The organism is Stenotrophomonas sp. G4 (assembly GCF_003428825.1).
GTDB lineage: Bacteria > Pseudomonadota > Gammaproteobacteria > Xanthomonadales > Xanthomonadaceae > Stenotrophomonas > Stenotrophomonas indicatrix.
Genome location: NZ_CP031741.1, coordinates 1,773,371 through 1,793,141, shown reverse-complemented (window position 1 = coordinate 1,793,141; position 19,771 = coordinate 1,773,371). Strand labels below are relative to the sequence as shown.

At 66.2% G+C, this 19,771-nt stretch carries 20 protein-coding genes, 1 other RNA gene and 1 pseudogene; 8 read left to right on the top strand and 14 right to left on the bottom strand.

Features of this window, described 5'->3' with window-relative positions:
* Positions 1-62 precede the first annotated feature (62 nt).
* A complete protein-coding gene (locus tag D0Y85_RS08510) occupies positions 63-257 on the top strand; it encodes a hypothetical protein (RefSeq protein ID WP_025875144.1) in 195 nt (64 codons plus the stop codon).
* Between the two features lie 168 nt (positions 258-425).
* On the opposite strand, the gene D0Y85_RS08505 is transcribed toward D0Y85_RS08510, so the two are convergent.
* The 3 genes from D0Y85_RS08505 to D0Y85_RS08495 all read right to left on the bottom strand — a co-directional run bounded on the left by D0Y85_RS08505 (position 426) and on the right by D0Y85_RS08495 (position 4,240).
* On the bottom strand, positions 426-1,550 hold the full coding sequence (locus tag D0Y85_RS08505) for a prephenate dehydrogenase (RefSeq protein WP_117310146.1): 1,125 nt from the start codon (positions 1,548-1,550) through the stop codon (positions 426-428).
* A complete protein-coding gene (pdxY, locus tag D0Y85_RS08500) occupies positions 1,547-2,455 on the bottom strand; it encodes a pyridoxal kinase (protein ID WP_117310145.1) in 909 nt (302 codons plus the stop codon). The genes D0Y85_RS08505 and pdxY overlap by 4 nt, the downstream gene beginning before the upstream one ends.
* A 585-nt stretch (positions 2,456-3,040) precedes the next feature.
* Entirely contained in the window at positions 3,041-4,240 is a 1,200-nt protein-coding gene (locus D0Y85_RS08495) for an MFS transporter (protein ID WP_117310144.1), read from the bottom strand.
* A 73-nt stretch (positions 4,241-4,313) separates the two neighbouring features.
* Here D0Y85_RS08495 and D0Y85_RS08490 point away from each other — a divergent pair, with 73 nt between their 5' ends.
* Positions 4,314-5,111: a helix-turn-helix transcriptional regulator gene (locus D0Y85_RS08490; RefSeq protein ID WP_117310143.1), complete on the top strand. Its 798-nt coding sequence runs from the start codon at positions 4,314-4,316 to the stop codon at positions 5,109-5,111.
* 99 nt (positions 5,112-5,210) lie between these two features.
* Here the strand turns inward: D0Y85_RS08490 and dnaJ are convergent, their stop codons facing one another.
* From dnaJ to hrcA, 4 genes and pseudogenes are all read right to left on the bottom strand, one after another.
* Positions 5,211-6,344 (bottom strand): molecular chaperone DnaJ, encoded by a 1,134-nt coding sequence (dnaJ, locus tag D0Y85_RS08485; RefSeq protein ID WP_025878872.1) that lies wholly within the window; start codon positions 6,342-6,344, stop codon positions 5,211-5,213.
* A gap of 154 nt (positions 6,345-6,498) precedes the next feature.
* Positions 6,499-8,424, bottom strand: a complete 1,926-nt coding sequence (dnaK, locus tag D0Y85_RS08480) for a molecular chaperone DnaK (protein WP_117310142.1) — start codon at positions 8,422-8,424, stop codon at positions 6,499-6,501.
* Between the two features lie 203 nt (positions 8,425-8,627).
* Positions 8,628-9,142, bottom strand: a pseudogene (gene grpE, locus D0Y85_RS08475) (nucleotide exchange factor GrpE).
* A 63-nt stretch (positions 9,143-9,205) separates the two neighbouring features.
* On the bottom strand, positions 9,206-10,270 hold the full coding sequence (gene hrcA / locus D0Y85_RS08470; protein WP_025878869.1) for a heat-inducible transcriptional repressor HrcA: 1,065 nt from the start codon (positions 10,268-10,270) through the stop codon (positions 9,206-9,208).
* A gap of 115 nt (positions 10,271-10,385) precedes the next feature.
* Between hrcA and recN the strand changes: the two genes are divergently transcribed.
* Entirely contained in the window at positions 10,386-12,047 is a 1,662-nt protein-coding gene (recN, locus tag D0Y85_RS08465; protein ID WP_032977644.1) for a DNA repair protein RecN, read from the top strand.
* A 224-nt stretch (positions 12,048-12,271) separates the two neighbouring features.
* Here recN and D0Y85_RS08460 read toward each other — a convergent pair whose 3' ends face one another.
* On the bottom strand, positions 12,272-13,216 hold the full coding sequence (locus tag D0Y85_RS08460) for a LysR family transcriptional regulator (protein ID WP_117310141.1): 945 nt from the start codon (positions 13,214-13,216) through the stop codon (positions 12,272-12,274).
* Positions 13,217-13,313: 97 nt separating this feature from the next.
* On the opposite strand from D0Y85_RS08460, the gene D0Y85_RS08455 reads away from it, so the two are divergent.
* On the top strand, positions 13,314-14,564 hold the full coding sequence (locus D0Y85_RS08455) for an SGNH/GDSL hydrolase family protein (protein ID WP_117310140.1): 1,251 nt from the start codon (positions 13,314-13,316) through the stop codon (positions 14,562-14,564).
* Positions 14,565-14,627: 63 nt separating this feature from the next.
* On the opposite strand, the gene fur is transcribed toward D0Y85_RS08455, so the two are convergent.
* Positions 14,628-15,035 carry a ferric iron uptake transcriptional regulator gene (gene fur / locus D0Y85_RS08450; RefSeq protein WP_117310139.1) on the bottom strand — a complete coding sequence of 136 codons (408 nt, stop codon included), beginning with the start codon at positions 15,033-15,035 and terminating at the stop codon, positions 14,628-14,630.
* A gap of 103 nt (positions 15,036-15,138) precedes the next feature.
* Here fur and bamE point away from each other — a divergent pair, with 103 nt between their 5' ends.
* Entirely contained in the window at positions 15,139-15,534 is a 396-nt protein-coding gene (bamE, locus tag D0Y85_RS08445; protein ID WP_049468453.1) for an outer membrane protein assembly factor BamE, read from the top strand.
* Between the two features lie 35 nt (positions 15,535-15,569).
* Here bamE and D0Y85_RS08440 read toward each other — a convergent pair whose 3' ends face one another.
* Positions 15,570-15,827, bottom strand: coding sequence for an RnfH family protein (locus D0Y85_RS08440; RefSeq protein WP_117310138.1), 258 nt, complete (start codon positions 15,825-15,827; stop codon positions 15,570-15,572).
* A 3-nt stretch (positions 15,828-15,830) separates the two neighbouring features.
* Positions 15,831-16,256 carry a type II toxin-antitoxin system RatA family toxin gene (locus D0Y85_RS08435; RefSeq protein WP_049468448.1) on the bottom strand — a complete coding sequence of 142 codons (426 nt, stop codon included), beginning with the start codon at positions 16,254-16,256 and terminating at the stop codon, positions 15,831-15,833.
* Positions 16,257-16,313: 57 nt separating this feature from the next.
* Here D0Y85_RS08435 and smpB point away from each other — a divergent pair, with 57 nt between their 5' ends.
* Together smpB and D0Y85_RS08425 are read left to right on the top strand one after the other, a co-directional pair.
* Entirely contained in the window at positions 16,314-16,817 is a 504-nt protein-coding gene (gene smpB, locus D0Y85_RS08430) for an SsrA-binding protein SmpB (protein ID WP_025878861.1), read from the top strand.
* On the top strand, positions 16,817-17,245 hold the full coding sequence (locus D0Y85_RS08425; RefSeq protein WP_117310137.1) for a GNAT family N-acetyltransferase: 429 nt from the start codon (positions 16,817-16,819) through the stop codon (positions 17,243-17,245). The genes smpB and D0Y85_RS08425 overlap by 1 nt, the downstream gene beginning before the upstream one ends.
* An 82-nt stretch (positions 17,246-17,327) precedes the next feature.
* On the opposite strand, the gene D0Y85_RS08420 is transcribed toward D0Y85_RS08425, so the two are convergent.
* Together D0Y85_RS08420 and D0Y85_RS08415 are read right to left on the bottom strand one after the other, a co-directional pair.
* On the bottom strand, positions 17,328-17,900 hold the full coding sequence (locus tag D0Y85_RS08420; protein WP_117310136.1) for a hypothetical protein: 573 nt from the start codon (positions 17,898-17,900) through the stop codon (positions 17,328-17,330).
* A gap of 141 nt (positions 17,901-18,041) precedes the next feature.
* The gene (locus D0Y85_RS08415) at positions 18,042-18,473 is read right to left on the bottom strand and encodes a GNAT family N-acetyltransferase (RefSeq protein WP_117310135.1); all 432 of its coding nucleotides are present in this window, start codon (positions 18,471-18,473) and stop codon (positions 18,042-18,044) included.
* 163 nt (positions 18,474-18,636) lie between these two features.
* Here D0Y85_RS08415 and ssrA point away from each other — a divergent pair.
* Positions 18,637-19,029: a transfer-messenger RNA gene (gene ssrA / locus D0Y85_RS08410) on the top strand.
* A 166-nt stretch (positions 19,030-19,195) separates the two neighbouring features.
* Here ssrA and D0Y85_RS08405 read toward each other — a convergent pair.
* On the bottom strand, positions 19,196-19,651 hold the full coding sequence (locus D0Y85_RS08405; protein ID WP_117310134.1) for an isoprenylcysteine carboxylmethyltransferase family protein: 456 nt from the start codon (positions 19,649-19,651) through the stop codon (positions 19,196-19,198).
* Positions 19,652-19,771 lie beyond the last annotated feature (120 nt).

The window sequence follows — 19,771 nt, the reverse complement described above, 5'->3', positions numbered from 1 at the left end:
CCGGCTAACACCGGCCGGATCACTCTGGCGACGTAGCTAAGAACCAGTGAAGGAGGCCAGGCATGTCGTTCCGTCAGTTCCCTGCTGTCGACAGCAATGGCGAAAGCCACATCATCATCGAGTTCAAGCCCGAGGCCAGCGGCAGTGGGCATGGCTCCGAAGCGACGCCGCGTTATGAGCTTGATGACGGGCGCCAGCTGGTACGCAACGGCCGCGAGTTCACCACCAGCGGCGGCGAGGTCAGGTTGTCGATCTAGCGATCCACCGAAGAGCCGGGCATGCCCCGGCTCTACTGCTGTTCCGGCCAGAAAAAAGGTTGGTCATTTTTTGACCAACCATCTTGACAGCCTTGCACGCCAAGGCCTGCCGCCGGTTATCCACATGTTTGCGCAGAAGCCATCCACACGCCCTGTGGATGAATGGCGTTACGCCAGCACCCGGCCGATCCCGCTGGCATCCACTTCGGCCGCGGCTGCCGCGATAGCCCCTGGCTCACTACCGGCCACGAAACCGATGCGGAAATGCACTTCGCCAGCAGGCGTGCGCGAGGAGTGGATCGAGGCGAGGCTGATGCCATGCTGCTCGAACACGTTTAGCAACTCACGCAACGAACCGGCGCGGTCTTCAGGCAGATGCACCGACAGTGCATTGCGCTCGGTCAGGTCGGCCAGCAGATAGCCGACGCGCTCGAAGGTGTAGTTGCCCGCAGCCAGCGCCTGATCGCCGAAGGCACTCCTGTTGGCCTCCAGCAGGTGATCGCGGAACGCGCCCCGCGCAGCGTCGTCGCCCTGCCCGACCTGCACCTGCAGCGTCTGCAGCTGGCCGATCAGGCGTTGCAGCATCGGCGCCACATAAGGATTGCCGAACTGGATGTCTTCGTAGATCGCCGGATTCAACGACAGGATGCGCGAGATGATCGCGGTATCCAGTTCGAACGAGGCCGATCTATACGGCAGCATCGCCGCCAGCGTGCCCAGCTGCGGTTGGTACTCGCGCAGCACACCGGCCTGGGCCAAGTGGGTCGCATGCACCATCGCCTGCACCAGCGCCATCATCTGGTCATGGTGCTGCGGGGTGGCGCGCACGCATTCGGCCTGCAGTGTCAGGCACAACGCGTCGACCCACGGCCGCCAATGCTGCAGCCTGGCCTCGCAGACCACCATCACCCGGCCCTTCAGGGTCGGCGCCTTGGGCGGCGCCGTCATCGGATGCAGGCCCACCACTTCGGCGCACGAGCCCAGCATCGCCTGCACCGGCGCTTCCTTCACCGAGGTCACGTCCAGCCACAAGCGTTCCTGCTCGCGGCCCGCCGACAGGCGCGCGTACTCGGCGATCAACGTGGACGTGTGCCGGATCGGTGCGGAGAACACCAACACGTCGGCCTGTTCCAGCAACTGCTCCGGCGCATGCGAACCCGGATCGGCCGGATCGTGGCCGATCACGCGCACCTGCATGTGCTGTTCGAAGAACCGGGTCAGCCAGCGTCCATAGGCGCCGGCACTGCCGACGATGCCGACCGTGCGCGGCGTGCGTTCGTGCAGATCGCTCATGCCAGCCGTTCGGCGCGGAAGCGCATGCCATCGGCCAGTGCCGCCGGTGCGGCCGCGATCACGTCGAACTCTTCGAAGCCGTGGGCCAGGGTCGCCTCCAGCGCCGCATGGGTGCCGGCGATGGCCCGCGAGATGGCCATCTGCATCGGCTCACCGCGCAACAGGAAGGACACCATCAGCGACATCAGCACGTCGCCGGTGCCTGCCACATCCACCGGCAGCAGCGGCGAGGTCCAGCGCCAGGTTTCCTCGCGACCCACAGCCAGCGTCACCAGTTCGCCCGGATTGCCGCCGACGCTGTGTGCCAGCACCCACTGCGGCCCCCGTGCCAGCAGCGCGCGCGAAGCAGCAATGGCATCGGCTTCGGCCAGCGCCGGCATGCCGGTCAGGCGACCGAGTTCGAAGGCATTCGGGGTAACCAGCCATGCATGCGGCAGCAGGCGCTCAGCGAAGATCGCTTCCAGCCCCGGCTCCACGTAGGGACCGGTGTGGGTATCGCCGATCACCGGGTCCAGGCAATAGCGCAGCTGCGGGCATGCCGGCAGGATCCCGTCCAGCCAATCAGCAAAGGCCGCACCGTTGGCGGCGCTGCCGAAGTAGCCGGAGACCAGCATCTTCGCCCGCTGCGGAAGACCCCGTTCATTCGTGCCGAGCAGCAGATCGGCAAACCAGTCGCTGGGCAGCACACGGCCACGGGTGGTCTCGTAGAACGGTGCATTGCTCAGCAGCGTGGTCGGGATCGAGGCCACGCGCACGCCGAGCGCACGCATCGGGGGCAGCGCGGCGCTGTTGCCGGCATGGCCGTAGACCAGTTGTGATTGGACCGAAATGACATCGATCGGCGAAGGGCCGTCGGGCCGCTGGCGGCGGCCGTGGACCAGGTGGTTGTCGAGGGATTCGCTCATGCCCGCATTCTACGCCCAAGGGGGTTTTCGGCAGGGCTGCGCCCTGCACCTGCAGAGGCAACAGCCACAGCCAAAGCCGAGGCAACAGCAACAGCCGGCTCTGGCTTTTCTCTGGTTTGGCGGGGCGGCATGGGGCTGCAGGACACGCCGTAAACCCATCCATGGGGGCTCGATGGCGCCATCCATGGCGCCAACGGTCCTGCAGCCCCATACCGCCCCGCCCTCGACAGTTTCCCGGTGACGGATGGTGATGGAGCCACGACATGCGTGGATGAATCTCCATCGGAATCGAATATTTCGAATTCGAATCGAAGAGCATCCACGACGTGTCGACCAAGGTCGACACTCACCAACAGCAAGTCATGCCATCCCGACAGATTGCGGAGATCTGTCGAAGGCGGGGTGGGTCCGGTTGCGGGGCGTGAGCGCCATGGATGGCGCGACCGAGCTTACAGGGACGTACTTGCAGCGTCCCCCGCAACCGGACCCACCCCGCCATCCCACGAAATGCACGCTTTTGCCGTTGCCGTTGCCGTTGCTCTGGCATCTGCTGGTGCAGGGCGCAGCCCTGCCGAAGAACACCCCTCAGTGCGCAGCAGGCCTGGACGGCGGCAGCCAGGCCGCGACGATGCCCAGCAACGGCAGGAACGCGGTCAGCTGGTAGACGAATTCGATGCTGGTCCTGTCAGCCAGCAGACCGAGCACTGCTGCGCCGAGGCCGCCCATGCCGAAGGCAAAGCCAAAGAACAGTCCGGACACCATGCCGATGCGGTGCGGCATCATTTCCTGCGCATAGACCACGATCGCCGAGAAGGCCGAAGACAGCACGAAACCGATCAGCACCGCCAGCACCGTCGTCCACAGCAGGTCGGCATGCGGCAGCATCAGCGCGAACGGTGCCACGCCCAGGATCGAGGCCCAGATGATCGGCTTGCGACCGATACGATCGCCCAGCGGCCCGCCAAAGAATCCACCCGCGGCGGACGCCACCAGGAAGGCGAACAGATGCAGCTGCGCCTGCGCCACCGGAATGCCGAAATGATGCATCAGGTAGAAGGTGAAGTAGCTGCTGATGCTGGCCATGTAGAAGTACTTGCTGAAGATCAGCACCAGCAGGATGGCCAGCACCCGGGCGATCGTGCGCGGCGGATGGCGCGCGGCAGTCGCACCGTGGGCTGCTGGCCGGGGCGCGCCCAGATGCAGCGAATACCAGCGACCGACATAGGTCAGCAGCGCGATGCCGATCAACGCTGCACCGGCAAACCATGATGCGGCATGCTGGCCATGGGGCACGATCACCGCTGCGGCGATCAGCGGCCCCAGCGCCGTGCCGAAGTTGCCTCCCACCTGGAATACCGACTGCGCCAGGCCATGACGGCCGCCGGAGGCGAGGCGGGCGATGCGCGAGGCTTCCGGATGGAAGATGGCCGAGCCGATGCCGACCAGCGCGGCGGCCAGCAGCACCATCGCGTAGTTGGGCGCAAAGCCGAGCAGCAGCATGCCGCACAGAGTCGAGGCCATGCCGATCGGTAGCGAGTACGGGGCCGGCCGGCGATCGGTGGCAAGGCCGACCAGCGGCTGGAAGATCGAGGCGGTGAGCTGGTAGGTCAGCGTGATCAGGCCGATCTGGGTGAAGCTGAGATTGAAGCCACCCTTGATCACCGGATAGATGGCCAGGATCAGCGACTGCATCATGTCGTTGACCATGTGGGAGCTGGAGATCGCCGCCAGCACTCCGGGCGATACGGGGCGGGCAGATACGGCGGGAGAAGCCAGAGTCGACATTGCGCACGGTCAGGATGGGGGCGAGCCGTGCATGCTACGGTGGGCATCCGCTCCCTTCTGCCGCGTTCTGGTCATGGCCTATCGCAAAAAGGACACCCCCTGCACCATCCGCGAAACCGCGCCGTGGAACGAGGTGCCGGTGCATCGCCCGGTCACCTGCCGCGCACGCGACTACCGCGCCGGCACCCACATCGCGGCGCACAGGCACCGGCGGCACCAGCTGGTCTATTCCATGTCCGGGCTGATGGTGGTGCGCTCGGAGGTCGGCCGCTGGGTGGTGCCCTCCACCCGCGCCATCTGGATGCCGGCGGGCATGGCGCATGCGGTGGACTGCATCGCCGAAGTGCACATGCGCAGCCTGTACATCGAACCCTCATTCGCCCCGCAGCTGCCCGCCGAGCCCTTCGCCGTGCAGGTGGCCCCCCTGCTGCGCGAACTGCTGCAGGCAGCCATCCTGATCGACGGGCCGCATGAAGAAGACAGCCGCGATGGCCGCGTGGTGCGGCTGATGCTAGACGAACTGCACCGCATGGACGTACTGCCGTTGCACCTGCCCGAGCCCGTCGACCCGCGCCTGTACAGGATCTGCCAGCACATCCAGAAACATCCCGGCGACGAGGCGACCCTGCAGGACTGGGCGCAGGCGTTGGTGATCGACGTGAAAACCATCCAGCGCCACTTCGCCAGCGAACTGGGCATGACGTTTGGCCAGTGGCGGCAGCAGGCGCGCCTGCTGGCCGCGATGGAACGGCTGGCCCGCGGCGAGAAGGTGATCGATGTTGCGCTGGCGATGGGCTACGACAGCCCCAGTGCATTCACCAGCATGTTCAAGCGCCAGCTGGGGCAGACGCCGGCGGCATTCTTCCGTTGATCCGTCGCACTGCGTCCACGCATGGCACGGATCTGCTGCGCCGGAAACGAAAACGCCGGGCATGGCCCGGCGCTGTCGTTCAACATTTCCCTCAAGGGATCAGGACGTCATCCGATCCCAGAAGCCCTTGACGCCGTCGATGAAGGTCGCCGACTTCGGCGAATGCTTGCGCGCATCCTCGCCGTTGAAGGTGGCTTCGAACTGCTCAAGCAGTTTGCGCTGGTCGCTGGTGAGGTTGACCGGTGTCTCCACCACAACGCGGCAGTACAGGTCACCCTCGCTGCGGCTGCGCACCGAACGCACGCCCTTGCCGCGCAGGCGGAACAGCTTGCCGGTCTGGGTCTCGGCCGGGATACGGATTTCCGCTTCACCACCGAGGGTGGCCACGCGCACGGTATCGCCCAGTGCGGCCTGCGAAATGCGGATCGGCACTTCGCAGTGCAGGTCGTCACCGTCGCGCTGGAAGATGTGGTGCTCGCGCACGCGCACTTCCACGTACAGATCGCCCGGTGGCGTCCCCGCAGGGCCGGCCTCGCCCTCACCCGCCAGGCGGATGCGGTCGCCGGTATCCACGCCCGCCGGCACCTTCACCGACAGCACCTTGTCTTCTTCGACACGGCCGTTGCCGTGGCAGGTCTTGCAGGGCTTGGCGATGATCTGGCCACGGCCACCACAGTTGTGGCAGGCCTGCTGCATGGCGAAGATGCCGCGCTGGATGCGCACCTGGCCACGACCATGGCAGACGTTGCAGGTCTCGACCTTGCCGTCTTCCGAGCCGCTGCCATCGCAGTCGCCGCATTCGGCCAGGGTCGGAATCTCGATGCGGCGCTCGACGCCACGCACCGCTTCTTCCAGGTCCAGCTCCATCACGTAACCGATGTCGGCGCCGCGACGCGCCTGGCGCGGGCCACCACCGCCGGCACCACCAAAGATGTTGCCGAAGATGTCGCCGAAAATATCGTTCATGTCCGGGCCGCCCGGACCACCGCCACCACCGCCCATGCCGTGTTCGAACGCGGCATGGCCATGGCTGTCGTACATGCGGCGCTTGTTGCCGTCGGACAGGACTTCGTAGGCTTCCTTGCACTCTTTGAAGGAGGCTTCGGCCGCCGCATCACCCGGGTTGCGGTCCGGGTGGAACTTCATCGCGCAACGGCGGTAGGACTTCTTCAGTTCTTCGTCGGTGGCGGTGCGGGCAACGCCCAGCACTTCGTAGTAATCGCGCTTGCTCATATCGTGGATCGCATTCCGGAAAGTCGGGATTCGTCAAAGCGGAAGAGCGGAACCAGGTCCGCTCTTGCGTCGGGCGCCCCGACACGCCAGAGGGCGGTCAGGACCCTGGTACGACGACGGGACGCTGGCAACCAGCGTCCCGTGTCGGTCCGGATCAGGACTTCTTGTCGTCCTTGACTTCGGTGAACTCGGCGTCCACCACGTCATCCTGCGCCTTGCCCGCATTGCCGGCGTCGGCACCCGGGGCGGCACCGCCCTGGTCGGCCGAAGCCGCAGCGAACAGCGACTGGCCAGCTTCTTCCAGCACCTTCGACTTGGCTTCGATCTGCGCCTTGTCGTCACCCTTCATCGCGGTTTCCAGATCGGCCAGGGCCGCTTCCACCTTGCCGATCACGTCGCCACCAACCTTGCTGCCGTGCTCGGTGATCGCGCTGCGGGTGCCGTGGATCAGGGCATCGGCCTGGTTGCGGGCCTGCACCAGCTCCTGGAACTTCTTGTCTTCTTCGCGGTTGGCTTCCGCGTCGGCGACCATGCGTGCGATCTCTTCCTCGGACAGACCCGAACCGGCCTTGATCTCGACCTTCTGTTCCTTGTTGGTCTTCTTGTCCTTGGCCGACACGTGCAGGATGCCGTTGGCGTCGATGTCGAAGGACACTTCCACCTGCGGCAGGCCGCGCGGGGCCGGCTCGATGCCGGACAGGTCGAACTTGGCCAGCGACTTGTTGAAGCGGGCCTGTTCGCGCTCACCCTGCAGCACGTGCACGGTCACCGCCGACTGGTTGTCCTCGGCGGTGGAGAACACCTGCGAGGCCTTGGTCGGGATGGTGGTGTTCTTTTCGATGATCTTGGTGAACACACCGCCCATGGTTTCGATGCCCAGCGACAGCGGGGTCACGTCCAGCAGCAGCACATCCTTGACGTCGCCGCCCAGCACGCCGCCCTGGATCGCAGCACCCAGTGCCACGGCTTCGTCCGGGTTGACGTCCTTGCGCGGTTCCTTGCCGAAGAACTCGGTGACAGCCTGCTGCACCTTCGGCATGCGGGTCTGGCCACCGACCAGGATCACTTCGCTGATGTCGCTCGAACGCAGGCCGGCATCGTTCAGTGCGACGCGGCACGGCTCGATCGACTTCCTGATCAGCTCTTCCACCAGCGATTCCAGCTTGGCGCGGGTCAGCTTGATGTTCAGGTGCTTCGGACCCGACGCGTCAGCGGTGACGTACGGCAGGTTCACTTCGGTCTGCTGGGCGCTGGACAGTTCGATCTTGGCGCGCTCGGCAGCATCCTTCAGGCGCTGCAGGGCCAGCGGGTCCTTGCGCAGGTCGATGCCCTGGTCCTTGTTGAACTCTTCAACCAGGTACTCGATGACGCGGTTGTCGAAGTCTTCGCCACCCAGGAAGGTGTCGCCGTTGGTGGCCAGCACTTCGAACTGCTTCTCGCCGTCGACATTGGCGATCTCGATCACCGAGACGTCGAAGGTGCCGCCGCCCAGGTCGTAGACAACGATCTTGCGATCCTTGTTGTCGCCCTTGTCCAGGCCATAGGCCAGCGCGGCCGCGGTCGGCTCGTTGATGATGCGCTTGACGTCCAGGCCGGCGATGCGGCCAGCGTCCTTGGTTGCCTGGCGCTGGCTGTCGTTGAAGTAGGCCGGCACGGTGATGACCGCTTCGGTGACCTTCTCACCGAGGAAGTCCTCAGCGGTCTTCTTCATCTTCTCCAGCACCTTGGCCGAGATTTCCTGCGGTGCCATCTTCCTGGCATCGCTGGTGGCCACCCAGGCATCGCCATTGTCATGGGCCAGGATGCTGTACGGGACGTGCGCGATGTCCTTCTGCACTTCGGCGTCGGTGAACTTGCGGCCGATCAGGCGCTTCACCGCGTAGAAGGTGTTCTTCGGGTTGGTCACGGCCTGGCGCTTGGCCGAGGCACCGACCAGGACTTCGCCGTCCTTGGTGTAGGCGACGATCGACGGGGTGGTGCGATCGCCTTCCGAATTTTCGATGACGCGGGCCTTGCCGCCGTCCATGATCGCCACGCACGAGTTGGTGGTGCCGAGGTCGATACCAATGATCTTGCCCATGGGGGAGACTCCTTGAAGGATGTTGTTTTTGTCAGTCCGGCCGTTCGGCCGGTGGATGAATGGGATGTGGGGGAGGCTCGTGGAACATTCAAGCCATCCCCCGAACGCTGTGTTTCCGTTCGCCCAACACGTTCAGCGTCGGTCGTGCCGATGCCCCGGTCGCGGCGGGAAAACCCGCGCCAGGCCAGACCCGGCGCCCGCGGTCAGTCGGCGGCAACCACCACCAGCGCCGGCCGCAGCAGGCGCTCGTTGAGCAGGTAGCCCTTCTGGAACACGGTCACCACGCTGCCCGGGCGGCGCCGGGGGCAGCGACCTGGCTGATCGCCTGGTGGTGTTCCGGGTTGAACGGCTGCCCGGTCGGGTCCAGCAGCACCAGGCCGTTGTCACCAGCGACCTTCAGCAGCTGCTTGTAGGTCAGCTCCAGCCCCTCGCGAAGCGGATGGGCATCGTCGCCGGCGGCCTTGAGGCCGGCATCGAGGCTGTCGAATACCGGCAGCAGTTCGCCCAGCAGCTTCTCGTTGGCGAACTTGCGCGCCTGTTCGATGTCGCGGGCCACGCGCTTGCGCTGGTTGTCGAGGTCGGCGCGCTCACGCAGCGCTTCGGCCTTGACCTGCTCCACTTCGGCACGGAGCTGTTCGATCTGTTCGTTGACGCCCTCGGCGGCAGCCGCGTCGGCGGCGGCCTGCTGGGCGGCGATGTCTGGCTGATCTTGATTCATGTCTGGGTCCCTGGCGGTCACTCTCCGCCTCCACCCACCCTAGTGTGGGCGGGATGCTGCGTTTCAAGCGTCCGATGCACCCGGAGTTCGCCCGCCCGGCGAAAAGGCCGCGCCGAGCACATCGGCGGTGGCCTGGACCAACGGAATCATGCGGTCGTACGCCATCCGCTTCGGCCCGATCACGCCCAGCACGCCCAGTACCTGGCCGTTGGCGGTGTACGGCGCGGTGACCAGCGAGACGCCCTGCAGGGGTACCACGCCGGTTTCCTCGCCGATGAAGATGCGCACGCCGGGGGCCTGGATGGTCCGCTCCAGCAGCTGCAGGATCTCGCGCTTGCTGGAAAACAGCTCGAACAGCTCGCGCAGGCGCTCCAGGTCGGACAGGTCCTGCACCCCCATCAGACGCGTCTGGCCAGCCACCAGCATGTCGTCGGCCGGCGGCTGCAGGGCCTGCTCGGCCAGCTCGACGCTGTGCGCCAGCACCTGTTCCAGCTCGGAACGGGCGTCGCGCAGCTCCAGCAGCAGGCGGGTACGGATCTCGGCCAGGGGCAGCCCGGCAAAGTGGGCATTGAGGTAGTTGGCCACCTGCTCCAGCTGCCCCGGTGCGAAGTCCTGGCGCGTCTCGATCACCCGGTTCTGCACCTCATTGTCGGCAAACACCAGGATCGCCAGCACCCGGCGCCCGTCCAGCGCTACGAAGTCGATCTGGCGGAAGGCGAACTGCTCGCGGCGCGGCGCGCTGACCACGCCAACGAAGTGGCTCATCGCCGACAGCAGCTCCGACGCACTGCCGAGCAGCGCCTGGGTACTGCCGCCCCCGGCAAGCTCCTGACGCAGCCGGGCCAGCTCGCCTTCGCCCGGTGGCTGCATCTGCAACAGGCTGTCGACGAACACCCGGTAGCCATGCGCGGTTGGAATCCGGCCCGCCGACGTATGCGGCGAGGCCAGCAGGCCCAGGTCTTCCAGGTCACCGAGGATGTTGCGGATGGTGGCCGGACTGACCTCCAGGCCGGCCACGCGCGCCAGCGTCTGCGAACCCACGGGCTCGCCATCCTGGATGTAGCGCGCGATCAGCGTGCGCAGCAGGTGCCGCGCGCGCGGGGCAAGTTGGTCGGGAGAACCGTGCATGGAATCAACCTGTGAGACAGGGACATTAGATAATGGCGGCGCATCCCCTTGGCAAGTCATTGGACGACCCCGCCGCGCGTGCTAGCGTTGCGCGGCTGCAGACACCCCCTTACCCATGCTCAGACATCTTTCAATCAAGGATTTCGCCGTCGTCCGCGCCACCGAACTGGAGTTCGGGCCGGGCATGACCGTGGTTTCAGGCGAGACCGGCGCGGGCAAATCGCTGATGGTCGACGCCCTGGGCTTCCTGTCCGGCCTGCGCGCCGACAGCGGCGTGGTCCGCCATGGCGCGGCCCGGGCCGAACTGTCGGCCGAATTCGCGCTGGACCAGCTGCAGGCCGCCCGCCAGTGGCTGGCCAGCAATGAGCTGGACGATGAAGACCAATGCCAGCTGCGCCGCGTGATCCGCGCCGACGGCGGCTCGCGCTCGTGGATCAACGGCCGCCCGGTCACCCTGGCGCAGCTGGCCGACCTCGCCGGCCTGCTGGTGGAGATCCATGGCCAGCATGAGCAGCAGGCCCTGCTGACGCGTCCGTCGCAGCTGGCCCTGCTGGACGCCTATGCCCGCAACGAAAGCGAACGCCGCCAGGTGCGCCGCGCTGCCGCCACCTGGCAGGCGCTGGTCGATGAATCCCTGGCACTTTCGCAACAGGGCGACGTGAGTGACCGCATCGGCTTCCTCGAACATCAGCTGCGCGAACTGGACCGCGAGGATCTGGAGCCGGAGTCGATCACCGCGCTCGGCGCCAGCCATCGCCGTCAGGCGCATGCCAGCGCCCTGTTGGCCGCCTGCCAGGCAGCTTCGGACCAGCTCAACGGCGACGAAGGCCACTCGGCGCTGGACCTGCTGCAGCAGGTGCGGCATGAACTGGCCAGGGTGGCCGAACATGACCCGCGGCTGGGCGATGTCGATGCATTGATCGACAGCGCCTCCATCCAGCTGCACGAGGCTTTGGCCCTGCTCGACCGGGTGCATGACGACCTGGACGCCGATCCGGACCAGTTCGAGGAAAACGAGCGCCGCCTCGGCCGCCTGCACGACCTGGCCCGCAAGCACCGCGTGCCGATGGATGAGCTGGGTGCGCAGCGTGAGCGCATGCACGCCGAAGTGGAACAGCTGCGCGGCGCCGACGAGCGCCTGCAGCGTCTGGCCGGCGAAATTGAAAAGGCCGCAGCGGCCTGGCGTGTCGAGGCTGCAGCACTGACCACCAGCCGCCGCACCGCTGCTGCCGAGCTGTCGGCCACCACCACCGGCATCATTGCCGAGCTGGGCATGGGCGGCGGCCAGTTCCTGATCGAGCTGGAGCCGCAGGACAACGGCAAGCCGGACCCGCAGGGCGCCGAGCGCGTCGAGTTCCTGGTAGCAGCCAATGCCGGCCAGCCACCGCGTGCGCTGCGCAAGGTCGCTTCCGGTGGCGAGCTGTCACGTATTTCACTGGCCATCGAAGTGGCCGCGCTCGACCTGGATGCAGTGCCGACCATGGTGTTCGACGAAGTCGACTCCGGCATCGGTGGCGCGGTGGCCGATATCGTCGGCCAGAAGCTGCGTGCCCTCGGCGAAAAGCGCCAGGTGCTGTGCGTGACCCATCTGCCGCAGGTTGCCTCCAAGGGCCACGCCCATTACCGGGTCAGCAAGGCACCGGTGGAAGGCATGACCCAGAGCGCAGTGGAGAAGCTCGACGCAAAGGCCCGCGAGGAAGAGCTGGCGCGCATGCTGGGTGGCGTGGAAGTGAGCAAGGAAGCCCGCGCCGCCGCGCGCAAGCTGCTGCAGGTATAGGCCCCTGCACGCCTGTTGGCGCGCGTGAATCGCGGCCATTCATCCACGCATGGCGTGGATCTACTGCAGGCCTGACACCTGGTAGTGCCGGCCGCTGGCCGGCAACCCAACGCACGTGGACGAGGACCTGGTAGTGCCGGCCGCTGGCCGGCAACACGACGCACGCGGACGAAGACCTGGTAGTGCCGGCCGCTGGCCGGCAACCCGACGCACGTGGACGAAGATCATGACGCTGCCGGCCAGCGGCCGGCACTACCCCGCGGCTGCGTCAGGTCGACGTTCTCCACCAGGAAATCAAGGAACGCGCGCACCCGCAGCGGCAGGTAGCCCCCCTGCCCCAGGAACACCGCGTGCACCTCTTCCAGGTCGCCCGGGTTGGCGTCCTCCAGCACCGGCAGCAACCGGCCTGCCGCGATGTCGGCCTGCACCTGGAACGCCGCCAGCCGGGCCAGGCCCAGCCCACCCAGCACCAGCTGACGCAGCGCGTCGCCATTGCTGGCGCGCGCATTCCCGCTCGGCAGTACCCGCTGCTGCTGGCCATCCTGCAGCAGCGGCCAGCCCTGCACCGACCGTGCATGGCCGATATCCAACCGGTTGTGCGCCAGCAGCGCATCGGCATTGGCCGGCAGTCCGTGTCGTGCCGCATAGGCCGGTGCCGCCACGATCATCATCCGCGTTGCACCCAGCCGGCGCGCGACCAGGCTGGAACTCTTCAACGGACCGGCCCGCACCGCCACGTCCGTGCGCTGCTCCAGCAGATCGATCACCTCGTCGGTCAGCGTCAGGTCCACACCGACCTGCGGATGACGCTGCAGGAAGTCTGGCAGCAGTGGCAGCAGGAAGTGCTGGCCGAACGGCACGTTGGCATTGACCCGCAGCCGCCCGCGCGGCTCGGCGTGGGCGCTGGCACAGCGTTCGGCCTCTTCCAGATCGGCCAGCACCCGCAGGCCGCGCTCATAGAACGCGCAGCCCTCCGGGGTCAGCTGCAACTGGCGGGTGGAGCGCTGCAGCAGGCGCGTACCCAGCCGCTGCTCCAGCCGCGCAACCAGCTTGCTGACCGCCGACGGCGTCATCTCCAGGCTGCGGGCGGCGGCGGAAAAGCCGCCGGTTTCGATCACCCGTACGAACACTTCCAGTTCGCCGGATCGGTTGATGTCGGTGCGTGCCATGCCAATGAATTCGATTCACAGATGATTGTCCATGCGCAGTCTAGTTCACAGATAACCCTGGACGCACCATGACCGTCCCTCCCACCAGGTCATCCCGATGAATCGCCTGAGCCAACTGACCGCCACCGCCCTGCTTGTCCTGTCCGGCGCCGCCACTGCGTCACCCGCCCCGCACTGGGTCGCCAGCTGGCAGGCCAGCCCGCAGCCGGTGTGGGGCAGCGATTTCCTGTTTCCTACCCTCATTCCCGGCCAACTGCAGGACCAGACCTTCCGCCAGAGCGCTCGCATCAGCCTGGGCGGGTCGCGCCTGCGGGTCCGGTTGAGCAATGCCTATGGTACCCAGCCGTTGCGCATCGGCGCTGCCAGCGTGGCCGCGCATGCGGGCGGCACGCCGCAACCGCTGCGCTTCGACGGCCAGCCCGGAGTCGTGATTGCGCCCGGGCAGGACCGCCTGAGCGATCCGCTCCCCCTTCCCACCGCTGATCGGCAGGCGGTGCAGGTCAGCGTTTACCTGCCCGACCGCACGCCGCTGCAGACCTTCCATTGGGAAGGGCGGCAGACCAGTTGGATTGCGCCAGGCGACCAGCATCAACGGCCGGCGCTGCACGACGCCAGCAGCACCACGGCCCGCCTGCTCCTGTCGGCTATCGACGTCGAGGTCCCGGCCATCGCGCGCAGCGTGGTGGTGATCGGCGATTCAATCACCGATGGCGCCACCGCCAGCCTCGACCAGGACCAGCGCTGGACCGATCACCTCGCCGCGCGGCTGGCACCTGAAGGTGTAGCGGTGGTCAATGCCGGCATATCCGGCGGTCGCCTGCTGCGCGATGGCATGGGCGAATCGGCCCGCAGGCGTTTCCAGCGTGACGTGCTCGACCAGCCAGGCGTCGCCAGTGTGATCGTGCTGATCGGCATCAACGACATCAGCTGGCCGGGCACGGCCTTTGCCCGCACGCAAGCCAGGCCCAGCCTGGCCGAACTGCAGGCCGGCTACCGCGATCTGGCCCAGCGCGCCCATGCGCGCGGCCTGCGCATCCTCGGCGCGACCCTGACGCCGTTTGCCGGCGCCCTGCCCGGCACCTCGCTGGACGACTACTACGCCGCGGACAAGGACGCCCTGCGCCAGCAGCTCAACGCCTGGCTGCGCACGGACAGCCCGTTCGACGCGGTGATCGACCTCGACGCGGCCCTGCGCGATCCGGCCGATCCCTCACGGATGGCGGCTGCCTACGACTCCGGCGACCACCTGCACCCGGGCGATGCGGGGAACCGGGCGATGGCCGAGGCGGTGGATCTGGACGTCCTGATGGGGCCATCCACGCATCGCGTGGATCTACCGCGACGCTGAGGCCAGACAAACAAAAACCCCGGGCATGCCCGGGGTTTCGTCGCAATCAGCTGGCTGCGGGGCTTACTTGCGCTTCTTGCGCACGTACAGCACCAGCGAGTGTTCTTCCAGCTCGTAGCCGTGATCGGCAGCGATCTTGCGCTGCAGGTCTTCGATCTCAGTGCTTTCGAACTCGATGATCTTGCCGCTGTCCACATCGACCATGTGGTCATGGTGGCCGCCGCGGTCGAGTTCGTAGACGGCCTGGCCGCCTTCGAAATTGTGCTTGAGCACGAGGCCGGCGGCCTCGAACTGGGTCAGCACCCGGTACACCGTGGCCAGGCCGATCTCGTCGCCATGCTCCAGCAGCTGGCGGTAGATGTCTTCGGCGGTCATGTGGTGCTGGGCACTGCGCTGCTCGAGCAGCGCCAGGATCCGCATCCGCGGATGGGTCACCTTCAGGCCGACTTTACGCAGGTCGTGGGTTTCCATAGGTCTCCGTTCATTGGCGATTTAGCGCCAGCTGCCTCGGATTGGGTCGCGGTGGCACGCCGGGAGTGTATCATCGGATTGATTTCCCCAACCGCCAGTCCCGATGCGCAATCTCCTGTTGGTCGCCGCCGTCGCCTTGTCCACCACCGGGTGCGGCATCATCTACAAGCAACCCATCTACCAGGGCAACCTGATCCGGGAAGATGCCGTGGCCAAGCTGCAGGTCGGGCAGAGCAAGCAGCAGGTCAACGCCCTGCTGGGCACCCCATCGGTGCCGGACCCGTTCCACGCCCAGCGCTGGGACTACACCTCGACCGAGCGCGTGAACCGCCTGGGCCGTACCGACGTGAAGAATTTTGTCGTGTACTTCGAAAATGATGTGGTCACCCGTTGGGAAGGCGATTACTTCCCGGCCAACGACAAGGCCCTTGCCCAGCAGACCGTGCGCCAGTTCGGCCGCAATCTGCCGAAGGACAAGAAGAAGAAGGGCGGCCGCTGAGCCACCCTGCCCGTCCTCCGGGACGGGCCTGGGGATCATCCGCCGCGCGCGCGACGCCGGCGGTTGTCCTTGGGGTCGGCCTGCAGCACGCGCAGCAGCTCGACACGATCGCCATCCAGCAGCACCTGCTGCGGCCGCGCCAGTACGCCATGCACGGCGGCGGCCGGACAGTCGGCACTGCCTTCGAGCCCGGCCGTTGCTATCGCATCAGCCACGGTCGCCCCTTCGTCCAGCTGCAACCGGCGCGACAACACCCGTGGTGGCCAGGCCAGCACGACCTCGACCTCGATCATCGTTCAGTCCTCGTCGGCAACGCGGACGAAATCGTTGACCATGCGATCGGCCAATCCCTGGAAGCCGATGGCCAGCGCCGGACCCAGCAGGCGTGAACTCGGCTCGAAGTCCAAGGTGAGGGTGACCTTGCAGGCATCTTCGGCCAGGGCATGGAATTCCCAGCGGCCATGCAGTTGCTTGAACGGCCCCTCGCGCAGCTGCATGTCGATGCTGTGCGGGCGGTGCAGGGTGTTTTCGGTCTGGAACCAGGTACTGAATGAACCCAGGCCCAGGTCCAGGCGAGCGACCAGCCGGTCTTCGCCCTGCTCGACGATGCGGGCATCGGAGCACCAGCGGAAGCGGCGCGGATAGGCCTGGACATCGTTGACCAGATCGAACATGCGCGCGGCCGAATGTTCGACCAGGGCACTGCGGCGGATAGTAGGCATGAATACAGGACGCTTCGGCAATCGACCGGGCGGGCCCGAATCGGAGACAATACGGAAATGAGCAAGAACACCGGCAAGGATAAAGCAAAGAGCGCGACGGCCAACAAGACCATCGCGTTGAACAAGCGTGCCCGTCACGAGTACCACATCGAAGACCGCTTCGAAGCCGGCCTGGCCCTGCAGGGCTGGGAAGTGAAGTCGATCCGCGCTGGCCGCGGCAACATCGTCGACGCCTACGCCTATGTGAAGGACGGCGAGATCTTCCTGATCGGCGCGCAGATCACCCCGCTGATCCAGGCCTCCACCCACGTGGTGGCCAACGACCGGCGCGAGCGCAAGCTGCTGCTGCACCGGAGCGAGATCGACAAGCTGGTTGGCAAGGTCGAGCGTGATGGCTACACGATCGTGCCCACCGCCATGTACTGGAGCAAGAACAAGATCAAGCTGGAAGTGGCGCTGGCCAAGGGCAAGCAGACCCACGACAAGCGCGATGCCGCCAAGGATCGTGACTGGGCGATCGAGAAGCAGCGGGTAATGCGTCGCGGCAACCGCGACGCCTGATGGAGCGCGCCGACGCTCCTGCGGCGGCCAATGCTGAAGACGCGCGCGAGCTGTGCGCGCGGTTGTCTGCGTTCAACCGCGCCAGCAGCGGTTTCAACTTCGAAGACGTACCGGTCCGGCTGGCCTGGCGCGATGAACAAGGTGAACTGCGCGGCGGACTGCTTGCCGATGTCTGCGCAGGTTGGCTGCAGGTGCATGTCCTGTGGGTCGACCCGGAACTTCGTGGTCGTGGCATCGGCCAGCGCCTGTTGGCGGATGCCGAGACCCGGGCCCGTGACCTTGGCGCGTGCGGAGTGATGCTCGACACCTTCGACTGGCAGGCCGAACACTTCTACCTGCGACAGGGCTACGAAGTGTTCGGGCGGCTCCCCGACTGCCCGCCGGGCCACGAGCGGATCTATCTGCGCAAGCTGCTGCCAGGCCTTTAGCCCACGGCACTTCCGTCGGCTTTCGAAGGACTGCGCCAGTCTGCCCCAGCACGGGGCATCGCCCACCGTTACGGGCAACGACTCAACCCGCCAGCAGGCCCTGCCCGCGCAGACGCGGTGACAGCGCCGCGTGCATCACCGCCAAGTGCATCACCACCGACAGCTCCGGGGCATGGCGATCATCACCGGCACGCCACTGCTGCGCCAGCCGCGCGGCGTCGACGGGCAGCAGGGCCAGCAACTGGGCGTCGTCCAGCGCATCGGCGGAGGCCTGCAGCTGCCGCGCCAGTTGCCGCGACTGCCACACGTGCACGCCAATGCTGAGGCTGGCCAGCGACATCAGGGTCAGGGCCAGGCCATGTTCGAACCACTGTGACAGCACATCCGGGCCCCACAGGAGTGCGGCCAGTACCGCCAGGGCCGGCAGCCGCCAGCCCAGCCAATGGAAGCGGCCACGCCGAGGCCAATGCACCACCACCGCACTGGCGATCAGCGCGGCTGCAGCCGTGGCCGGCAACTCGGTTGCCCAGGTTGCAGCCAACAACACCGCCAGCACCGCCCAGACCCAGCCGGGCGGCAGTGCCCGCCGCTGGTAATCGGCCCCTACCGGGCCAACCAGCTGACGCAGGCTGCGTTGTTGCATTGCTTCGGTCACCGGCCGTCTCCGTATCTATGCTGGCTGGAATGGTCGTAGCCAGTGTGTCGCAAATTCGTGCCCACGACGTTAGCAATCCGCTATGACGGAAGCTCTACAACATGTTGCGGATTGACGTGGCGACCGGCCGACGCCTGCCATTCAGGCCGCGCCGAGATCCTTGCTGAGGAACACGCGGCTGGTCCCCGGCGGATCGCAGGGGACCTGGCCGAATACGGTCCAGCCATGCTTCACATAGAAGTCCGGCGCCTGGAAGCTGATGGTGTAGAGCACGGCGGAACGGCAGCCGCGCCGGCGCGCTTCCTCTTCGGCAGCGGCAAGCATCTGCGACCCCAGGCCATTGCCGCGCTGTGCGGGCGGCAGGTAGAACAGGTCGATGAACAACAGGCCCAGCGAGGTGCGCCCGCTCAGGCCACCCACCACTTCGCCGCTGGCCGGATCGGTGGCCAGCACCGCTAGGGTGCGTCGATCGGCATGGCCGGCCGCCTGCAGATTGAACTGATCCAGGCCATCGGCAATCAGCTCCAGTGCTTGCGGGCTGGGGGCGTCGGTCACGGCGATTTCGAGCTGCATGCGGTCCATTCCCTGGGCGACTATCGGAACCGCCGATGCTAGCAGGCGACCTGCGGAAGCGGGTGACTGTTCAGGTTTTTTGGCGTAGCATGCGCAGCGTTGGGCAGGTACTGACCGTGGCGACACGGAACAGGCCTCGTACCTTGCAGAACTTGAAGAAACCGGGGGTGCATTGGTTTCGACGGGGGTTGTGAAGTCGCCTGGCGCATGCCGAGGGGGTAGCTTTCCTCGTAAATCCAGCTGCAAAACTCTAGTTGCCAACGACGACAACTACGCTCCGGTCGCTCTCGCAGCCTAAAAACTGCGGTGTGTGACCTTCTGCCGACTTAGGCGGAGCCTCGAAACTGCTTGTGTCCATGCTCGCAGCGTAGAGTCATTATCATGGAATCGCGCTGGGCGGCTGCCTGTCAGTCCGGCACTAGAACACAACAGGCTGGTTCCCGGGTGCGCTTTGCACACCGTGCTGCTCGGGGATGAGATTCAACGGTGAGCTAAGCATGTAGTGCTGGGGATGGAGTGCCTTCGGACGGCGGTTCAATTCCGCCCACCTCCACCATTTGTACCGCCCTTCGGGGCACGAAAAGCCAGATCTCCCGTCGATTGGGGTCTGGCTTTTTTGTTGGCCGTTTTTGCGCACAACGGCCGGGACTGGTCTACATCAGGCTATTGGCCAGGTCCATCCGTGACCGGGCCAATGATCGACGGAAGAGCCGGCGCAGGCACTACAGCCAGCGCCGGACCTGCTGCCGGAACGCTTTGTACTGGGCGCCGAAACGCTCGCCAAGAACGCGCTCTTCCGGATGGATCTGAAAGCGCGTGATGTACAGGACAAACATCGGCACCACTGCGAGTGCCAGGAGGTTCTGCAGATACAGCATGCCTCCCAGCAGGAACGCCGCTTGCCCCAGATACATGGGGTTTCGCGTATAGCGGTAGACCCCTCTGGTGATCAGCGCCGTGGATGATGCCGGCCGCATCGGATTGACCGTGGTACCCGCACGCTGGAATGCCAACTTGGGCAATAGGTTCATTATCAGCCCCGCGGCCATCACCGCCACCGCAGCCCACCATGGCGTGGGCAATTCCGCTGCGGGCAGCCAGCGGCTGAGGCCGAGACCGAGCAGACCGCACAGCAGCATTACAAGAGGTGGGGGAACACGGGTTTCCAGCAATCGCATCGGCCGTCCCGGCATCGGATCTCCGAGCCAGTGTCACATGCCGATGCCGGGTCCGCACATCGGCCGGCATGGAGCCACCGCAGGCCTGCTTCCGCGTTGACACGCCTGCCGCTAGAGTGG